Origin of the sequence: Mangrovibacterium sp. (assembly GCF_041596335.1) — a bacterium.
Lineage (GTDB): Bacteria > Bacteroidota > Bacteroidia > Bacteroidales > Prolixibacteraceae > Mangrovibacterium.
On sequence record NZ_JBFHIT010000012.1, the window covers coordinates 1 to 19,202 of the forward strand.

Annotated in this window: 14 protein-coding genes; 6 read left to right on the plus strand and 8 right to left on the minus strand. The window is 43.8% G+C overall.

Features of this window, described 5'->3' with window-relative positions:
* Positions 1-636: 636 nt before the first annotated feature.
* The 3 genes from ABZD21_RS06340 (at position 637) to ABZD21_RS06350 (ending at position 5,112) form a co-directional block, all read left to right on the plus strand.
* On the plus strand, positions 637-1,308 hold the full coding sequence (locus ABZD21_RS06340; RefSeq protein ID WP_372773762.1) for a YggS family pyridoxal phosphate-dependent enzyme: 672 nt from the start codon (positions 637-639) through the stop codon (positions 1,306-1,308).
* 96 nt (positions 1,309-1,404) lie between these two features.
* Entirely contained in the window at positions 1,405-2,391 is a 987-nt protein-coding gene (locus tag ABZD21_RS06345; RefSeq protein WP_372773763.1) for a dihydroorotate dehydrogenase-like protein, read from the plus strand.
* Positions 2,392-2,406: 15 nt separating this feature from the next.
* A complete protein-coding gene (locus ABZD21_RS06350; RefSeq protein ID WP_372773764.1) occupies positions 2,407-5,112 on the plus strand; it encodes a PKD domain-containing protein in 2,706 nt (901 codons plus the stop codon).
* 92 nt (positions 5,113-5,204) lie between these two features.
* Here ABZD21_RS06350 and ABZD21_RS06355 read toward each other — a convergent pair whose 3' ends face one another.
* Both ABZD21_RS06355 and ABZD21_RS06360 read right to left on the minus strand, forming a co-directional pair.
* Positions 5,205-6,179, minus strand: coding sequence for a type IX secretion system membrane protein PorP/SprF (locus ABZD21_RS06355; protein WP_372773765.1), 975 nt, complete (start codon positions 6,177-6,179; stop codon positions 5,205-5,207).
* Between the two features lie 83 nt (positions 6,180-6,262).
* Entirely contained in the window at positions 6,263-6,811 is a 549-nt protein-coding gene (locus ABZD21_RS06360; protein ID WP_372773767.1) for a hypothetical protein, read from the minus strand.
* 206 nt (positions 6,812-7,017) lie between these two features.
* Between ABZD21_RS06360 and ABZD21_RS06365 the strand changes: the two genes are divergently transcribed.
* A complete protein-coding gene (locus ABZD21_RS06365; RefSeq protein WP_372773768.1) occupies positions 7,018-8,361 on the plus strand; it encodes an MATE family efflux transporter in 1,344 nt (447 codons plus the stop codon).
* A 132-nt stretch (positions 8,362-8,493) separates the two neighbouring features.
* Here ABZD21_RS06365 and ABZD21_RS06370 read toward each other — a convergent pair whose 3' ends face one another.
* The 6 genes from ABZD21_RS06370 to ABZD21_RS06395 all read right to left on the minus strand — a co-directional run bounded on the left by ABZD21_RS06370 (position 8,494) and on the right by ABZD21_RS06395 (position 14,774).
* Positions 8,494-9,225: a LytR/AlgR family response regulator transcription factor gene (locus ABZD21_RS06370; protein WP_372773769.1), complete on the minus strand. Its 732-nt coding sequence runs from the start codon at positions 9,223-9,225 to the stop codon at positions 8,494-8,496.
* Positions 9,218-10,357 (minus strand): sensor histidine kinase, encoded by a 1,140-nt coding sequence (locus tag ABZD21_RS06375; RefSeq protein WP_372773770.1) that lies wholly within the window; start codon positions 10,355-10,357, stop codon positions 9,218-9,220. Before ABZD21_RS06375 ends, ABZD21_RS06370 begins: the two co-directional genes overlap by 8 nt.
* Positions 10,358-10,399: 42 nt before the next feature.
* A complete protein-coding gene (locus ABZD21_RS06380) occupies positions 10,400-11,905 on the minus strand; it encodes a CotH kinase family protein (RefSeq protein ID WP_372773772.1) in 1,506 nt (501 codons plus the stop codon).
* Between the two features lie 73 nt (positions 11,906-11,978).
* A complete protein-coding gene (locus ABZD21_RS06385; protein WP_372773773.1) occupies positions 11,979-13,835 on the minus strand; it encodes an FAD-dependent oxidoreductase in 1,857 nt (618 codons plus the stop codon).
* On the minus strand, positions 13,832-14,470 hold the full coding sequence (locus tag ABZD21_RS06390) for a ferric reductase-like transmembrane domain-containing protein (RefSeq protein ID WP_372773774.1): 639 nt from the start codon (positions 14,468-14,470) through the stop codon (positions 13,832-13,834). The genes ABZD21_RS06385 and ABZD21_RS06390 overlap by 4 nt, the downstream gene beginning before the upstream one ends.
* An 88-nt stretch (positions 14,471-14,558) precedes the next feature.
* Entirely contained in the window at positions 14,559-14,774 is a 216-nt protein-coding gene (locus ABZD21_RS06395) for a ferredoxin family protein (protein WP_372773775.1), read from the minus strand.
* Positions 14,775-16,062: 1,288 nt separating this feature from the next.
* Here ABZD21_RS06395 and ABZD21_RS06400 point away from each other — a divergent pair.
* Complete coding sequence (locus tag ABZD21_RS06400) at positions 16,063-17,832, plus strand: V-type ATP synthase subunit A (protein WP_372773776.1); 1,770 nt, start codon at positions 16,063-16,065, stop codon at positions 17,830-17,832.
* A complete protein-coding gene (locus tag ABZD21_RS06405) occupies positions 17,829-19,136 on the plus strand; it encodes a V-type ATP synthase subunit B (protein WP_372773778.1) in 1,308 nt (435 codons plus the stop codon). The genes ABZD21_RS06400 and ABZD21_RS06405 overlap by 4 nt, the downstream gene beginning before the upstream one ends.
* Positions 19,137-19,202: the final 66 nt, after the last annotated feature.

Sequence of the window (19,202 nt, forward strand, 5' to 3'; positions counted from 1 at the left end):
CCTAAGTTTTAGATCGTGATTTAATCGTTTTGTTATTGTGCAGGGTGGAATAAAAACTACGTCCTTGCGGTGTAGTTTCGTTGCGGGGCGTTGCCCATCAGGCCAGTGCGTAAAAAACTGCGACATGAAGTAAAATTGAGGCCAATGCCATTTCTGATGGGCATTGATAGTCCCATACCGCGAATTTTTTATATCTGTTGGGGATACGAAATTTTGATGCAGAGGGTTTGTAATTGTCTGGTATTTAATTGGCGCGGATTGTGACGTGCTCGGTTTGCAATCGGTTTGAGTTCAATACAGCTAATAAGTTTTATCCGCAAATTAAATTTTGGGTTCAGATTTTAGGTTCACTATTGTTGCCGAAATTCGTCCTTCGATGCGCGTATTCTTATCATCCTTTCGGCATTCAGCGAGCCAGGTGCATACGTCAGGTTTAGCCTCCTCAAAAAACTATAAAAAATAGATTTGTTTTTCGCCTGCTTTTGTAGTTTTGTAGTGCAATGCATTTTGCACGGGGAAACTCCGGCCAATCGTCTGTCAGGCAGAAAAACACGAGTCTGGATTGGTTTGTCTCTTAGGGGAGTTTAGTTCGTTAGCAGCATTGTTTTATTTAGATTGATATTCAGGGGAATAGTGATGGAAATAGCTGAAAATATAGTGAAGTTGAAAAGCGAGTTGCCCGAAGGGGTTCAACTCGTGGCGGTTTCGAAAACTAAGCCAAACGATAACATTCTGGAGGCCTACGAAGCCGGGCAGCGTGCATTTGGTGAGAATAAGGTTCAGGAGTTGGTTCGAAAATATGAAGATTTGCCTAAAGACATTGAATGGCACTTTATCGGACATCTGCAAACCAATAAGGTCAAATATATTGCTCCTTTCGTGGATTTAATTCATGGGGTCGATTCGCAAAAACTGCTGAAAACAATCGACAAAGAAGGGGAAAAGAACAATCGAATAATTTCTTGTTTGCTGCAGTTTCATGTGGCGGAAGAAGAAACTAAGTTTGGTCTGGATCTTTCGGAAGCCCGGACGATTTTAAGTTCGGTTGAATTTTCAGGCATGAAATCGGTGGCCATTCGGGGGGTGATGGGGATGGCGACATACACCGACGATGAGGCGCAAATCAGAAGGGAATTCAGGCAGCTTAAAAACATATTTAATCAAATTAAAGTCGAATTCTTTGGAGACGATGATTCTTTTTCTGAAATTTCCATGGGTATGTCGGGCGACTACCAATTGGCGATTGAAGAGGGAAGTACCATGATTCGCGTGGGAAGCCTCCTGTTCGGTGAACGAAAGTACAGTTAGTTTGTTAGTGCTCTGAGGTTGATCCAATCTATGGCTGAGATGAGACGCTGTTCGATGAAAAACAAAAATCAAAAAAGATAAATAAACCAATAGTATATGAAAAAGTTAGATACGACATATTTGGGTTTGAAGCTGAAGAATCCGATTGTTGTGGCAAGTTCGGGCCTAACGAACAGTGTAGAAAAAATTAAAGATTTAGAGAAGGCCGGTGCCGGGGCAGTGGTTTTGAAATCGCTTTTTGAAGAGCAGATTTACGGTGAGGTTGGTCATCTGATTTCGAAAGATCCGCAAAATACCTATCCGGAGGCAGAAGACTATATCCGCAATTATACGCGACAAAATACGGTTTCCGAACACTTGGAATTAATTCGTCGGGTAAAGCAGGAAGTCTCTATTCCTGTAATAGCCAGTATTAATTGCGTATCGGCTGCCGAGTGGACCAGTTTTGCCAAAGAGTTCGAACAAGCCGGAGCCGATGCTTTGGAGTTGAACATTTATTACGTCCCAACAGGTCGCAACGAATCGACACAGGAAATTGAACAACTGTATATCGATGTGTTGAAAAAAGTAAAGAGCGCGGTTTCTATTCCGGTTTCAGTGAAAATTGGTTTTTATTTCACAAACCTGATTGCTTTGGCTGAGCGGTTGATGGCGAATGGAGCGAAAGCTGTCACCATGTTTAACCGGTTTTACGAACCCGATATCAATATTGAAAAACTGGAACTAACTGTATCTGAAGTGTTTAGTTCTCCGACGGATATTCGCCGTTCATTACGTTGGGTTGGTCTGGTAAGCGCTGCCCTTCCAAAACTTGAAATCGCCGCTTCGACCGGGATTCACGATGGAGATGCAGTAATTAAACAACTTTTGGCTGGAGCCCAGGTAACACAAGTGTGTTCTTCAGTATACATCAACGGGACTCAGGTGATTGCCGGAATGGTTAAAGATTTGGAAAAGTTCATGGAAAAATGGAACTTTAAAACCATTGAAGAATTTAGAGGTCGATTGTCATACGCGAAAATTGAAGATCCGGGACTGTATGAACGGGCGCAATTCATGAAGTACTTTTCGAATAAAAAATAAACAAAGCATAACTATATGAGAAGTCGGATGTTAATTTTTTTAATTGCAGTTTTAACATCCGGCTTTTCTTTTGCCCAAAGCGGAACGCTAAGTCTTGAATTGGCGGGTGCATCTTCCATCACCTTCTGCAAAGATTCATTGGCTTTTGGCCCCATGGTAAAGGTCGAAGGTGATTCCATTTACGATGGGTTGAAGGTTTCAATTGCCAACTATATATCGGGGGCTGAACGTTTGGAATGTAAAAAACTTAGCGCCTCGCTAAGTGCCCAATGGTTGTCGGCTACCGGAACCCTCGAATTACGAGGAGCAGCTACTGCCGGAGAATATCAGGACGCGATTGAAAATATCTGGTATTTCAATCCAATGCCAATACCGAATTCCACCACACGACAAATTGCCATCAGCTTGATTGATGCCGATTTTCTGCCGGAAACAGGACACTTTTACCGTTACTACAAGCAACCCGGAATATCCTGGAACGAAGCCAAAGCAGCCGCTGAGTCCGACGACAAGATCTACCATGGCATGAGGGGGTATTTGGTAACCATTACCATGAAGGAAGAAAACGAGTTTATCTGGACTAAAATTGATGGAGTTGGATGGATTGGTGCTTCTGATGAAGAACGAGAAGGATATTGGAAATGGGTAACAGGCCCCGAAGCCGGCACACTTTTTTGGAAAGGAGCGGTGGGAGGGGCAGCAGTTTCCGGACAATACGCGAATTGGCGCAGTGATGAACCTAATAATCAAGGCGATGAAGATTATGCACATATCAATCAAAGCAAAACAAACGAACCAAAAACGTGGAACGACTTGCCAAACGCGGGAGGTAGTATTTCTGCGGATGAATATTATCCAAAAGGTTATATTGTCGAGTATGGCGGGAGGAGCGATGATCCGGATTTAGAGTTGTCGACGTCTTTTGACATCAAAATTCGTAAAGTCGTTTTTAGTGCTGTTGCCGACCAAACAATTTGTCGCTACGATACCATTTCACTAAATCAATCGTCTGAAGGGAGCTACTCTTGGTTGCCAACAGCAGGTTTGAGTGATGCTTTCATCTCAAACCCAAAGGCTTCTCCGTATGACAGTACAGTTTACCAAGCCCGTGTTGACTACGATGGTTGTGTTGACACGAAACTATTTAACGTGAATGTCACTCCCGTTTATTCCACGGCAATCAATATCGACTCGTCACAGTGTTCCGGGTACAGTTTGGCGGTGAATTATGAAGGAGATGCACCTTCGACTGCCGATTTTAGTTGGTATTTCGCAGATACGCTCTATGCTGGGGGCAAAGGGCTCACCGATTTAACAATCCAGCTAGGGTTTTTGCAAACCAATCAGCGTAAACTTGGGCTGCAGATTAGTGAGTCTGGTTGTCAGAGTGTATTGGAAACAACTCAGGTTCGGGTAACACCCAATATTGAGCTAACAGCCGATGTAACCGAGGGGTGCCGGCCTCTAACTGTTAATTTTTCAGCCACAGCAACCGAAGAGATCGAAACCTACACCTGGGAGTTTGGAGATGGACTCGGACTGAGTACTCCCGATCCAAGCATCCAACATGTTTATGATTATGCCGGAGCTTATGATGTAACCCTTACCGTATTTTGTGTCGACGGATGTACGAATACCGGAACGTTTGACGATTTTATAACGGTTTATCCGATCAAAACTGTTTATACCGACATCGATCCGAAGCGATGCTATCCGCACGAATTTGATGTGAATTATACCGGGAGTGGCACCGATGCCGATACTTATCTGTGGGATTTGTCAGCTCTCGATCCGGAAGAAATTGTATACAATCCGGGCAACAAAATCGGTCCGCTACGGATTAGTTTGAAAAACAAACCACAAGCTTCAATTGGTTTACAGGTGATTTCTGATAAAGGATGTACAAGCGCAAAAAAGACATTCTCCTTCAAGCGGCAACCCTGGTTTGATTTGGCGGCCGACATTGCTCGGGGCTGCTCGCCATTTACTGCAAATCTAACAGCAACCGCGCTGGATCCGATCGATCAGTTGAGTTACACCTGGGATACGGGGCTAAGCACACAAACCGGTGAGCAAGTAGCCGAAGAATATTCTGAGCAAGGAGCACAATATCAGATTTCGGCCATCGGTGTTTCCTCCATCACCGGCTGTAGCGATACTGTACTGATGGAACAGGCCATTGACGTTTATTCGGATCCGGTGGCAGCGTTCGATTTTGACAAGGCGGAGAGTCTGATTTCCGATCCGGTTTTTCAGTTCACTAACTTAAGTGAAGGAGCCCTAAACTATGAATGGGATTTTGGCGATGGGCAGTTTTCGTACGAAGAAAATCCTAAAAACCGTTACGAAGGGTTGGGGTGGTTCGATGTTTTATTGTTAGCCGAAAGTGAATTTGGGTGTACGGATACCGTGAGCCATCGAGTATTGGTTGCACCGGACGATCTTTTCCCGCCGAACGCGATTAGTCCGAATAGCACCAATCCCGAGAATCACATCTTTTTACTTACAAGCGAGGCGGTTCAGACAGAGGGATACCACATGTTGATTTACAACCGCTGGGGCGAACAGGTATTTGAATCAATCGATAAAGCAACTGGTTGGGATGGAAAAATGAAAAACGGTGAATTTGCTCCCGAAGGAACTTATGTGTGGGTGCTGAACTATCGCGATGTTTTTGACCATTTCCGGAAACAGAGTGGGACTGTTACGTTAGTTTTTTAGCAACAGTATCTGGTTTTTGAGCTGCGCCAAATAATCAACTTTGATTACGATCCGTGTTATTTCGTGATATCAGTGTTATCTCTCGCTCTTTATTAGAGCGACGGAATTAATAACGCGTCGCGGTCGGAATGTTTTTCTCCGGTAAAGAAAATCAATGAAATTTCATGGGCTCCGTTGGAATAATTGGTCAGCTTCGATAGGCCAATGTCGTAGCTATATCCGATTTTAAAATTAGGGCGCATAACACCGATCATGAAAATCATGGATTCGGGTTGGATGCCTGAGGTTTGTCGATACCAAATACCGGCAGATATTGCTTTCTCGAGTATATATAGCCCCATGTTCAGCTGGCTAAATGCCCCTTGATGCTGAAAGATCACATTCGGAGAAACGGTGAACCGACGCGATAATAGTCCCCGATGCCAACGGTAGTTTTTTGCTCCAAAATGAACGGTTAACTTTATGGGGAGCTTTCCGCGGTTATCGCCAATAAAAACCGATTCATCCGGTTGGTTTAAGTGGTCAACACTAATACCACCGTAAAACGAATCATACTGTCCCATCACACCAATGCTGAAATCGGGATAAAACAAATTGGCGTTTTCCGGAATCTCCTGGGTGCCAACATAACGTTCGCCGGTAAGTTGGTTAATCATGTCCGGAAAGATCAGGCGGTCATAGTCCAACTGTTTGTAGGTCATCCCTGCTTCAAGTCCCAAATCGAAAAAGAAACGCGGATTCAGCTTGATATGATGCGAGTAAAACAGGCTCAGATTTGTTTTTTCAACAATGCTGTTTAATTCGCGGTTATTGTGAATTTGTGCGCCAATTCCTCCGTTAAGTTTCGGAAAATAGCGGTCGAATGATACAGCGTAGTTGACAAAGGTTGAACCTTGCTGTGGCCATTGATTTCGGTAATTGATGGCGAACCGAGCCTGATCGGAAGTGCCGGTGAAAGCCGGATTCAGATAAATTGGGTTGGCATAGAATTGCGAATATTCAGCATCCTGAGCAGTCGCTGCACAAACAATCAACACCAAACTCAGAAATAGTAGGGCCTTTTTCACGAAAATCTTTTTCGGTTCAATTAAATGAAGACCCTAAAATTAACTGATATTACCTTAAATCCTAGCCTTTTGCGCGAGAAATATTAATAGGAGTGTGGTTCTATTCCTGCTTCCAATAGCGGAAGGAATTCGATAATTTCCAGAAGCAAGTCTCGTTTTTCATCTCCAACATCGTTCAGAGCAGCCTCGATCTTTCTGGTTTCTTGTTCGCGAATAGCGGAGGATATTTTACCGGTCATGTTGGTAATCACCGTGTGCGATTCAAATGCGATCATAAAATCCTGTTCAATCATCAGATCAATAAACAAGGAAAGATGATCACTAAAGTCCAATCCGTTTTCCCAACACGCCGAGACAAGATATTGCAATTCATCCTCGTAAGTCTGATTTTTGATCGCATCAACGATCATTGGAATTGCATCGCTGTGTTTGAGTTCGGCTAAGAGTTTAGCCACACGTTTTTTAATCTCGTTATTTTGGGTTGAATGTAGTAACTCAATCAAAAGGGGGATGTATGCTGAGTTGCCCGCTTCACTTAAGTTGTCCAGGGTATCATTGACCAGTTCGGAGTTCCCCGATTGAAGGTTTTCTATTGTTTCAGTATTGAGTTTCTTTCCAGTTTCTGCTGCCATCTTTCCAAATTTGTTCAAGTATGTATCGTCGTGCAAATTTAGAATAAGAAGTTTGAATTTCAGGATTTATCGGAGTGAATGTTTACTTTTGCGCCGAACATTTTTGTTTCTGATTAGTTTGCAGAGAGCGTGTTTTCCGGAACACTTTTTTCTCGAAAGTGAAAAATCAGACTCATTCTACTTCATTGTCAAAGCCTTGCAGTTTCATGGATAAATCGAGAGAATTAGGAGAACAACATGTTGGCCGGTTAATGTTGAAGTATTTCATTCCAGCCTTTATTGGCGTATTTGTAAATGCTTTGTACAATATCGTCGACCGGATCTTCATCGGTCAGGGAGTTGGCGCGATGGCTTTGAGCGGCGTTTCTGTTATTTTCCCGGTGATGCTTGTTATGATTGCCTTTGGCATGCTGATAGGCATTGGTGCCAGTGTATTGGTGTCGATAAATATGGGGCGAAAGGATAAGGACAAAGCCGAACGGGTTTTGGGGAACAGTCTCGTTTTGATGATTGTGGTATCGGTGCTGATTACCGTGATCGGATTTCTGATTAAAGGACCGATGTTAGATTTGTTTGGTGCCACTCCCGAAACAATAGCATATGCAAACGATTACCTGGATATCATCTTGTTGGGTGTCATTTTTCAGGTGGTTGGTTTTTCATTAAACAATGTCATCCGTTCCGAAGGAAACGCCCGCATCGCGATGTATTCCATGCTGATTAGCGCCGGAACAAATATTGTGCTCGACCCCATATTTATATTTGGCTTGGGATTGGGCGTAAAAGGCGCTGCCTATGCGACCGTAATTTCGATGATGGTTTTGGCCGGATGGGTTTTACTGCATTTTCAAAGCAATAAGTCGGTCGTAAAAATCAAGCGTAAATATTTGAAGTTGGAACCGTCGGTGATCAAAGAAATATTGGTGATTGGTATGGCTCCGTTTTTTATGCAGATTGCGAACTCTGTTGTTCAAGGTTTAATAAACACCAAGCTGATTAGTTTTGGGGGAGATTTGGCCGTAGGGGCGATGGGAATTGTAAACTCTGTTGCTACAATGATTATTATGTCTGTTGTGGCTATCAACATGGCTTCGCAGCCCATTATCGGGTTTAATTACGGTGCACGCGATTCGAACCGTGTGCGGGAGGCACTGCGCATAGCGATGATTTCAGCTACAGTTATCTCGGTTCTGGCTTTTGGATTGGTACAGGGGTTTCCGAAGGTCATTGTGCAGTTTTTCAATGCCGAGGATCCGGCCTTGCTTGAAATTGGAAAACAAGGATTGAGGTTGGGGTTGTTGGCTTTGCCGATTGTTGGCTTTCAGGTTGTCGCGGGCAACTTCTTTCAATCCATTGGCAAAGCAAAAATTGCGACCTTGTTAACCTTGCTTCGACAGGTAATTGTACTAATCCCTCTCTTGTACGTGTTGCCTGATTTTTTCGAGTTAAACGGAATCTGGGTGGCGATGCCAATTTCTGATGCCTGCTCTGCTATGATCGTGGTTTTCTTCTTACGGCGCGAGTGGGTGCGACTGCGCAACACCAATTAATAAGTAAAAATGAACCGAACGAAATCCGGAGCAGAACAACAATCGCTGTTTTTCCCGATCCGTCGACAAAACGCTTTTGTTGATGAGTGAACTAGGATTGGAGTTTTCGGATGCTGGTGGAAAAGCACCAGGTTAGCACATGAAATTTTTATCCAGAAAGTGTTGGAATTTTTCTTTGCAATTATCCGAAACCGGAATCCGAACCTTATCGCCAAAAATAATGGTAAGCCGCTCAACTGCAGTTACTTTCTCAAGATTAACAATGTACGATCGATGCACCCGCATGAATTTGGTTTCCGGCAGTCTGGCTTCCAATGATTTCATGCTAAGTAATGTCATCACCGGTTTTTGATCGTTTAAATGAATCCGAACATATTCTTTCATTCCCTCTATATAAAGGATATCATCGATATTGACCCGCAATAATTTATACTCCGATTTTATAAAAAGATAATTGTTACTATCGTCGGTTGTTGATTGTTTTTGCTGAGCTTGATTCATGAACTCAAATTGGATTTTTGCTTTTCCGGCTGCCTTCGAGAAATCGGCAAATGAAAACGGTTTCAGCAGGTAGTCGAGGGCATCAACTTTAAACCCTTCAAGCGCATATTCGCCATAAGCGGTTGTGAAAACCAACAATGGTTTCTGAGTTAGCGACTTTACAAATTCCAATCCGTTGAGGTCGGGCATGTTAATGTCAACAAACATTAGATCAACTGGTTGCTGGTTAATGACCTCAAGCGCTTCGATAGCGTTAGAGCATTGAGCAACGAGTTCCAGATACGGCAATTTGCTGATATAGCTAACAACTTGCATTAGAGCAAGTGGTTCATCATCAATAGCGATGCATCGTATTTTATCCATTTATTGGGAGTTTTATATGGATTTCAAAGGTATCTTTATTTTCTTTTTGTTCCAGTAAATATCGATTCGGGTAAATTAAATCCAATCGTTTTTTTAGATTTTCCAACCCAATTCCACCAACTTCGTTTAATCCGTTACCGGCTTCTTTTTTACTGTTTTTCACCGAGAAGAACAAATCGTTTTGATCTGTTCTCATGACAATATCAACAAACGATTCCTTTTGGTAGCTGATTCCGTGTTTAAACGCATTCTCGAGCAAGGACGTGAAGAGCATCGGCGGTATAGTAATATTGGCTACCTTTTCAGGGAACGACATTCGAATCGAAACCTTCGATGTGAAGCGAAGTTTCATCAGATCGACATAGCTTTTTACGAACTCAATTTCTTTAGCCAGTGTTGTTTTTCCCGCTTCTGAATCGTAAAGTAAATAGCGCATTAGTTTCGACAGTTTAATGACCGATTCTTTTGCATCTTCAGCATTTATATCGATTAGGGCGTGAATGTTATTGAGTGTATTCATGAAGAAGTGAGGGCTCACCTGGTTCTTGAGAAAAGCGAGTTCAGTTTGCAATTTTTCCTTTTCCAGCTCTTTGCTTTTTTGCTCTTCGGCTTGCCAGATCACCGTTACTTTAATCGCCGCATTAAAACCAACTACTAAAATAGACACTAGCGCATTGTCGATAATTAAACGGTGAAAAGGTTGTTGAGCAGGTTGATCCGGCCTCATGGGCATCTCGTCAGGAAATGGGGGCATTCTGTTGCCCATTGGGGGCATTCCGTTTCTTACTGGTGGCATGTTTCCTCGAGGCGTAAGATCAAACGAGTCGGCAGCGAACTGGCTGAAAAATTCGCCAATAAAATCGGTAAAGAAAGCAGGCAATAAAACTAAAACCAACGTGATGGAGAAATACAAAATTCGTTTTTTAGGGATAAAAAAACGAGGAAATATGAAGTAGTTGTGAACCAGAAATATAATCAGAAAGGGCAGAAAACGAATCCATTCGTGCACCACTTTGGACCAGTTGAACCCGTAATCCGTATTTGAAATAAACACGGGGACCAATAGAATAACAGCCCATAAGACGATATAGGTAATGGATTCCCCTCTTTTTAATTTTATGGATTGGTTCATTTTTGACGTTGAAAAAGAAATTAAACTCAAACCTACATATTTTTATTTACTCAGAAATTCCTGAACGGCTGTTTTTCGGTCTACTACATGTTGCTTCAGTCGCGAAACTTCCTCGCCAAAATCCGAATCGCTTCTTAAAAACGTGTAGTTTGGCCTTTCTCCCCGGTTACCTATTACCGAATTGGTAATCAGATTCTGGTAGTTTGTATAGATTTCGGTCATTTTTTCCGGAGTAAAAATGTTATCCGAAAAATCTTGAACATTCCGTAGGTATTCAGCATTCCACTCTTCGTCATCCAAAATGTAGCGAATAAGCGGCCAGCCCTCGTCAATTTCCATTAACGAAAGGGAAGGGGCTCCACCCATTTTCCCGGGTTGAAGGGCTTCATTATTGTCCCAGGGAATCCACACCAGTTTATTGGTTGAAGGATTATTGTAGAGATAATAGTTGTGATACATGTTCCCATAGGTGTCCCAGTTTTGAATAATCGTATTGGCGGCCAACCATTTCAGAAAAACCGGAACATCAAAAATTTTATTTAGTCGGTTCTTCCAGGCTTGGTTGTTTTCAGTTCGCAACGAGCTGTTGAGCACTTTATTCAACTTTTGCACATCAGAAATATCTTTTGATTTTCGGTTGTTCTTCTTATTCATCTCAGATGCCTTGAAACTATCTTTCGCAAAAGTAGCCGCAGCCCCTTCAGGTTTGTACAGGTTTCCGTTTTCGCTCAAAAAACCGGTTTCAATTACGGTGTCATCAACCTCTTCAACCAAGGTGTAAAGTCCGAAATACTGAGGACCTTCGCCGTAGTCAACATACAGTTCACAAAAGGAGGATTTTGGAGTGACCAGGCCAAACTCGGCAAACAAATCGGATGCTACTTTTTCACGCATGAAAGATCTGTCCTGGTAATTGTTTTTAAGGTTGAGTTGCTGAAATCCGTAGAAACGCTGATTTTTAGATTCAGGAAATTGATCCTCAAAGTGCTCAAAATCGAGTTTTAACGAAAGTTTCCCGATGCCAGACTGATAGGTAGAATGGAGACTTGAGTTTCCTTTGAAACGAATACCTACTTTTTGCCACTGTTCCTTGTTGAATAAAACATCGCAATACGACCATTTGGGGTTAAAAGTTGATTCATCAAGCATTCCTCCGCGGGGCGGGCCCATTCTGCGTCCTCTGTTTTGTGAACGAATGCTGTCGTTTCCCATTTCTTGCGGCATTCTATGTCCACCACCCTCAGGAGGCGGTCCGGCGTGAGCCCGGCGTTGAGGCCTGTTTTCAGCATTGTTGTGCAGCGGAATTCCCTCGTCGTTTTCTAAATTGTTTTCGGGCCGCGGAGGCATCTGCTCTGAAGAGCCAATATTGGACTTCAGATCGTCGACCATTTGAGCCCATTGCTTTTCGTCGATTTTTATATCAATGCGATTGACTTTATCATCAGGGAAAACGGTTGCGTAATTAACAACCGACGATTTTCCTTGATTTAGGTTTCTCGAAGTGTCGGAATCGGTTTGTTTTTTGCCCGTACAAAATGCAAGGGTCATTGATAATAATACGAGTAATGCAGTACGTAGAAATATTTCCATAGATCCGGATAAAGTGATTAACTGAACTTAATTAAATTAAACTGCTGTCGCTTGTTGGCCAGCTGCCAAAAGGCTGTTTTTCGAATTGCATCGTCCCATCTTCACCTTTAAAAATATTAATCCAGGCCAACCAGTTTTCGTTGTCTAAATCCGGATAGTCTAAACGGTAATGGCTACAACGACTTTCGGTGCGCATAAGCGAAGCTTTTAACTTCATTTCGGCACTAATAATCATATTGCGTGTTTCGTGTGCCAGGCGCAATTCGTGCATGTCGGCAGCTTTTAAAAATGGCATATGGTAGTCGCGTAATTCTTCGATATAAGCCAGAGCCGCCTGCATCAGATTTTCTTTTTTGATGTAGAGAATGAAGTTGGGAATCATAATTCCTTGTAGCGTTTGGGTGATCCATGCCGGACTGTATCCTGCTTCTCTGTTGAGAGGAGCTAAGATTTCTTCCCGAATTTGATCCATTTTTTCCTGCGAAATGCCAGAGGCTGCAACTTTTGATGAATATTCAGCAGCCGCTTCACCGGCAACAGCTCCCTGTACCGCCGATCCAGCTAGCGATGATCCAATCTGTGTATAAATTGCACCGGCCATATACGAGCCTAAAGCGTCGCCGGCAGCGTAAAGTCCGGGGATGGTTGATTCGCATTTCTCGTTTATTGGCACCAGGCCTTCCGATTTATGGATCGCCATCCCGGCCGAAGATCCACCAACAACCGATCCTCCCATTCCCGGAGGGGCTCCACCTTCGTCTGACCCTTTTCCACCGGGTCTGTCACCTTTTTCTCTGGGAGGTCTTCCTTCTTCGCCGTCTCTGCCATCTCTGGGAGGGCGGCCTTCGTCACCTTCTCTTCCGTCTCTGGGTGGCCGGCCCTCCGAACGTTCTTCGCCTTGTTTAGCACTACGCTGTTGTCCGATATTTGGCCGGTAAGGGCCGCCTTCAACACTCGAATTTTTTTCCGATCCCGGCCCCATCGATTGAACCGGGTTGCCTGTTTTATAAACGATATAGTTTAGGTCGACACCCAAATCGTGGTGAATTTCGACGCCTGTTAAACCGGGTTTGCGATCAAACATTCCGTGCCAGCCATCATAGCAGGCAGCTGCATTTGTTGATTGTCCCGGATGCCCATCGTTCCACTCTTTGCCAGTAACCTTTGCTCCAATGTTATAAGCCATTATTGTTCCATCGTGCGTTAGGTCACAAATCGGGAACCCGTTGGGTTTAAAACCTCCCGCTCCGGTGCATAAAATCACGCTTTTTGCTTTAAAGAAATGCACTTTTTGCTCGTCGATGCTAAAACCTGCAGCCCCTACAATTTTACCATTCTCTTTAATCAAATGGGTAATGGTTAACCGTTCAATTAATGGGATATTTCGCTCTGAAATCGGTTTGCTGAATGAGTTGTTATATAGTGGCGAATCAAAAAATCCCCACTCCCGAAGTTCGTTCACCCGAGCCAACGAATGTTCAGCCATTTGGCGGGTATAAGCTTGATTATTGGAACCTAAAGCCGACGCTGATACTTTCTCGACAAACTCATCGATGCTCACTTCTTCATTATTCGCGTCGTATGCAAAAATTCCTTTGGCAAAAGGGGTTTGCCCCGATGAACCTAGCCGGCCTTTTGATACCATCAAAACTTTGGCTCCGGCATCGTGAGCTTTAACAGCTGCAAAAAGCCCGGCCATTCCGCCACCAATAACCAAAACATCGGTTTCATGCTCGCTGTTTGTTAGCTTGGCGGGGTCTATTTTTGTTACGTTTGATGCCCATCCGGAAAGCCCGGAAGTACTCAGCATAGCCAATCCTGCAGCACCGGTCGCCATTCCCAAAAAACGGCGACGTGAAATATCGTTTTTTACGTTAGATAATGTCATTGTGCAACTTTTTTAGTTGATTTAGAAAAATAGGTACGCAACAAAAGAAGAATTCCGCCACCTGCCATTACGAGCATAAAAGTCATCATGGCTTTGTCGGTGTGTCGCCCCAGATCGATGGCGTGCCAGGTTGCGGTGACAATAAATACGATGGACAGAATACCATGAACCACTCGCCACGTTTTGTAAGACATTGGCAGTTGATCACGGAACAGCGATGTGATCCCGATTGTCAGCATCAAACTCCATGCAATAAGGCCCAACAGAACTCCCGGATTATCAAAGGATGTAATCAGTTGAATAAATGCTTCTTCGGGAGTGATTCCGGATTCGAAATAGCGTGGAACCACAATTAGGAAAGGGTGAAGAAGAAGCACGGTGACAAAACTATATCCAAGTACTTTGTGCCATTTTACAACACGACTCATCTTGTGTTCGTTCAGAATTATTTTGTTGCTGCGTGCCAGATAAAACTGTGCCAACATCAACGAATAGGCGACTAATGTAACAACTGAAATTGCTTCTTTCAGATCACTGCGTCTTGGAACATCGTCCAAAGCCCATAAAAGGACTGGCAGTCCGATGAACAGCAGAATAGCTCCAACTCGATTGTATATTCGTATTTTATTTTCCATTTTGTTGAATGGTCTTTATGAATTTCATTCTTAATTTTTTAATTTGATTTTTACCGGTGCTGAAATAAGTTCAGCGTAGCGATAAAAGTTATCCCCAGGAAACAATGACCGGTATCGACTTCTCGGGCGAAATAGTAATTGCATCCACCGGACAGTACATTCGGCATAGATGGCAAATCTGGCAATCGGCCGGATACATAATCTCTGCTTTTTTGTTTTTCGGATTTAGCCGAATAACATCGGTTGGACAAGTTGCAACGCATGTTCCGCAACCGATACATCCATCAATACTTTTTATTGGCATTTTATTTATTGTTTTAAATGAATGAAGAATAAAAAACGAACCCCGGTAAGAAAAAAGAATTGGGGTGCTCTCGTGGGAATCCGCTTTATTCCTCAAACACAGCTATTTTATTGATTGTATTTCTTACACATCTCACACAATTACCAATGGCGAATTTGATGTTGACTTGTGAGCCTTGGTAACAACATTGGATGGTGAATCGCTTTTTCCGTGACTGCGGCACGGGACGTATCAAAATGAATGCGCTCAAACTGATTGGATCGTGCTTTCATTGTTGATGCTTTGCGATTTCTTGTTAAAATAAAGCGATTTTTTCCGGCTGGAAAAAAGGAATCAACAAACTACGGCTTTGTCTCAACCAGTTGGCTGATGACGCGAACAAAAAAAAGGAAACTGATGTCAGTTTCCCCTTTAATTGGAACGTTTTTGTGCTCCGATTGTGGATAGGGATTCTATTTCGCGACCATTTTGCCTTTGTATGCAATTTCATTCCCTTCGGCGTTGACCGGTGGTTCGGGTGCAGATTTCCTTGTTGGAAGGATTTATAGCGTCTCCCCCTAGATAGCCGGATGAATCCACTCATACGACCATAAGTTCTTTTTAAAATTGGTGCACCAAAAGCAACCTTTGCCTAAAGTGTCTATATTTATGGTTTTGATTTCGTTTGTGCGCCATTGTATCTGAAGGAAAATAAGTAGACGATATCTGAAAAATGATAATCAAGCTAAGAGAAAGTCTCCAGGTCCGATTTTCATTTAATGATGAATGCGTTTCATGGCTAACTCAAAAAATAATGAACATTATCATCTGCTGAAGGTTGATTTCACCTGGCAAGCCTGATCACAAGGATCAGTTCGTCATTTCAATGAAATTACGATCAAACTTTTCAGGCTGGTTTTATGCCGAAGACGATTGGAAATGATCTTTTGTTCACTGGCTGGCGTAGCAGGGAATTCTATTGCTGATGTGTGTCTTTTAGGGAATTCAGAAATTCCGGAATTGGGCATGATCCCAGATTTTGCAGATCCCGAATTGAATTCGCATTAGTAGAAATATTCTCCAAAATGATGTGTTTCAGCGTTAGGAAACATCATTTCAAGATTAAAATTTAATGTTTCAGTCAATTTTATGATGGAATTTGCGAAATGTTTTTCAATTTCAAGGCCGGTTTTTAATTGATAGGAAATTTTGACGGGGAATGGGAGTATTTGTTGGATGGTTTTTTTCTGAAAGACAATCAGCGATCTGATAGATTTCCGATAAAGAAATATTTAAAAATACAGATATAATGAACAATAAGAAGAGGACTGGAACTCTCGTGTCCATTCAGGATTCGCTCGTAAAAGCGCGATTCTTTGATGATGTGATCATGGGGGAGACCGCCGAAATCACGGTGGATGGCAAACTGCTTCAGGCAGAGGTGCTCCAAATTTTTCCCGATCCCAAGAATGCAGATGCAGGGATTGTGGAAATGCAGGTGTTTGAAGATCTTACCGGAGCGCAAATTGGAGATTTAGTGGAATTTAAGGGAACCCCCTTGTCGGTTTTGCTTGGCCCGGGCTTGTTAACAAGTATTTGGGACGGACTTCAAAATCCCTTGTATAAGCTGGGAGAGCAGAATGCTTACCTGGTGCCCGGGAGTAAAGCGCCTGCACTGGACGAAGAGATGCTCTGGGAGTTCACTCCATCCGTAAAGGTGGGCGACCTGGTTAAAGGTGGCGACGCCATTGGTTCTGTTCCTGAAGGACGTTTGGATCATAAAATATTGGTTCCTTTTAATTTTGGAACCTGCAAAGTTGAAAGCATCATCGGCAAAAGTTCGGTAAATATCACCCAGGTAGTGGCTGTGGTAACCGACGAACTTCAACTAAAGCACGAATTGAAACTGGTTTTCCGTCAACCGGTAAAATCTCCTATTCCATTTAAATCACGTGCCATTCCCAGCAAAACCATTTCAACGGGAGTACGCATTATCGATCTGCTTGCACCGGTGGGCTACGGTGGTACTGTTGGAAACCCCGGGCCTTTTGGTGCCGGGAAAACCGTATTGCAGCACTGCTTGTGTAAATATGCTTTAGCCGATATCATCATCATGGCTGCTTGCGGCGAGCGTGCCGGAGAGGCGGTTGAGGTGTTTAAAGATTTTGCTGAGCTCGAAGATCCTGCGACAGGCGATTCACTGATGAACCGCATGTGTATTTTCGGGAACACCAGCTCTATGCCGGTGGCCGCCCGTGAGGCCAGTGTGTTTATCGCGCTGACTGTGGGTGAGTATTATCGCTACCAGGGCTACAATGTAATTTTGCTGGCCGATTCAACCTCTCGATGGGCGCAGGCGCTTCGCGAACGTAGTGGCCGTCAGGGTGATATTCCCGGACCCGAAGCATTTCCGATGGACATTCCCGATCAGATTAAAGGGATGTACCAACGCGCCGGTGCCGATTCGGGCACAGGTGGTTCGCTTACTTTTATCGGGACAGTTTCTCCGGCAGGGGGTAACTTCCAGGAGCCGGTAACTCAGGCAACCATGGATGCTACCGGTGGTTTTTGGGGCTTGTCGCAAGATCGTGCCGATGCCAAAAAATATCCGGCCATCGACCCTTTGGCGTATACCACATCGGTTTACGATAGTTTTATTTCGTGGACCGATCGAAATAAAATGCTGCAAACCCTGAACGAAGCGAATGGTATCGACCAAACCATCAGTACCATTGGGTTGAAAAAAGTACCGGTTGAAAAATATGTCCAATACCAAAAAGGACTTACCATCGACTTTTGTGTCATGCAGCAGGATGCTTTTCACGAAATCGATGCCTGTACACGCCCCGAGCGATTGTCAGTGATCAACGAAGCGGTTCAGAAACTAATTCACAGCCCGATCGAATTTTCAAAGAACGGGATGGACGATGAAGAATTGAAAGATCTGGTGAAAACCAAATTCGACGAATTACGGCAATGGTGGAAGGACTGGAACAGTAATGCCCGCCAAGAAGAGCAGATCGCTGGCCTGTCGAAAAAAATTGAACAGTTTATTAAGCAAGAGGAGGAGTTAGCATGATCCGCAAAGAGATAAACAGAATTAGTGAAGTAGGAAAGGCGCTGATTTCGGTAGAAGGAAACCCGGGCGTTGCTTTGAATCACGTCGTAGAGCTGTTGAATGCAGACACGAACCAAAGTCTTTCCTTCGCCAAAGCTATTAATATTAGCGAAGATTCAACCCGTTTTCAGGTATTCAACGGTACTCAGGGATTGAGTACGCAAACCCGAATTCGAATGCACGAAATCCCCTTTTCTGCAGGTTTCTCATACAAAATGCTCGGCCGCAGTTTTGATGGGGTAGGGAATGTCGCCGATGGCGGGCCAAACATCATCTTCGAAAAACAAGTGTCAACCCGTTTGGATACGCTGAACCCTACGGTACGTTTGGTTCCCAAGCAGCCGTTATGGACTGGTATCCCGATGATTGATGTGTTCAACACGCTGGTGAAGTCGCAAAAAATACCAATTTTCGCCGGCCCAACAGAACCTTACAACCGTTTGCTCTCGCAAATTGCCCAGGGTGCACAAGCCGATATCATCATCTTTGCTGGTATCGGATTGAAATTCGACGAATACCATTACTTCAAAGAACAGCTTTCGCAGTCAGGGAACATTGATAAAACCATCATGTTCACCCACCTGGCAGGCGATTCGCAAATTAAAGGACTGATGTTGCCCGATGTGGCATTAAGTGTGGCACGCGAATTTGCCGATCAGGGTAAAGATGTACTGGTGCTGCTCACCGATATGACCAACTGGTCGAATATCCTTCGTAACGTAGCCAACTACCAGGATCAAATTCCGTCACTTCAAGGTTATCCCGGATCGTTGTATTCTGAATTGGCCCGTCGTTACGAGGTAGCAGCCGATATTGAAGGTGCCGGTTCAATCACCATCATCGGGGCAACAACTCTCGAATCATTGGAAGATCCTGTTCCCGACAATACGGGGTATATCACGGAGGGCCAATTTTTCCTGGAAAACGGAAAACTAAAGTTGGCTCGTTCCCTCTCTCGTTTGAAACAGCAGGTGAACGGAAAAACACGAAACGACCACCGTGCCATCATGACGGCTATGGCTTCTCTGCTGGCCGACGCCGAAAAAGCACATGAAGCTGCCGAAGTTGGCGCCGCAAACGATGCTTTCTCGCAAAAGCTGCTTCGCTACCGCGAGGATTTCATCTCGAATCTGGAAGAGCCATTTGGCGAATCCATTGAGCTGGAAGCTGCCCTAAATAAATGTTGGGCCATTCTGAAAAGGCATTTTGAGCCTACAGAAACCGGCTTAAGTAGAAAGTTGATCGAAGAATATTGGACTAACTAGCAGGCATTATGCAACGAATGCATAGCCATCTGAAACTACAAATGAAGGATTGGCCTGATGCGGATT

Excerpts from the sequence above, each read along its gene's own strand:
- ABZD21_RS06370 (WP_372773769.1), bottom strand. The coding sequence starts at position 9,225 with ATGGATAAAATACGATGCATCGCTATTGATGATGAACCACTTGCTCTA.
- ABZD21_RS06405 (WP_372773778.1), top strand. The coding sequence starts at position 17,829 with ATGATCCGCAAAGAGATAAACAGAATTAGTGAAGTAGGAAAGGCGCTG.
- ABZD21_RS06395 (WP_372773775.1), bottom strand. The coding sequence starts at position 14,774 with ATGCCAATAAAAAGTATTGATGGATGTATCGGTTGCGGAACATGCGTT.
- ABZD21_RS06345 (WP_372773763.1), top strand. The coding sequence starts at position 1,405 with ATGAAAAAGTTAGATACGACATATTTGGGTTTGAAGCTGAAGAATCCG.
- ABZD21_RS06375 (WP_372773770.1), bottom strand. The coding sequence starts at position 10,357 with ATGAACCAATCCATAAAATTAAAAAGAGGGGAATCCATTACCTATATC.
- ABZD21_RS06385 (WP_372773773.1), bottom strand. The coding sequence starts at position 13,835 with ATGACATTATCTAACGTAAAAAACGATATTTCACGTCGCCGTTTTTTG.
- ABZD21_RS06400 (WP_372773776.1), top strand. The coding sequence starts at position 16,063 with ATGAACAATAAGAAGAGGACTGGAACTCTCGTGTCCATTCAGGATTCG.
- ABZD21_RS06360 (WP_372773767.1), bottom strand. The coding sequence starts at position 6,811 with ATGGCAGCAGAAACTGGAAAGAAACTCAATACTGAAACAATAGAAAAC.
- ABZD21_RS06380 (WP_372773772.1), bottom strand. The coding sequence starts at position 11,905 with ATGACCCTTGCATTTTGTACGGGCAAAAAACAAACCGATTCCGACACT.
- ABZD21_RS06350 (WP_372773764.1), top strand. The coding sequence starts at position 2,407 with ATGAGAAGTCGGATGTTAATTTTTTTAATTGCAGTTTTAACATCCGGC.
- ABZD21_RS06340 (WP_372773762.1), top strand. The coding sequence starts at position 637 with ATGGAAATAGCTGAAAATATAGTGAAGTTGAAAAGCGAGTTGCCCGAA.
- ABZD21_RS06390 (WP_372773774.1), bottom strand. The coding sequence starts at position 14,470 with ATGGAAAATAAAATACGAATATACAATCGAGTTGGAGCTATTCTGCTG.
- ABZD21_RS06365 (WP_372773768.1), top strand. The coding sequence starts at position 7,018 with ATGGATAAATCGAGAGAATTAGGAGAACAACATGTTGGCCGGTTAATG.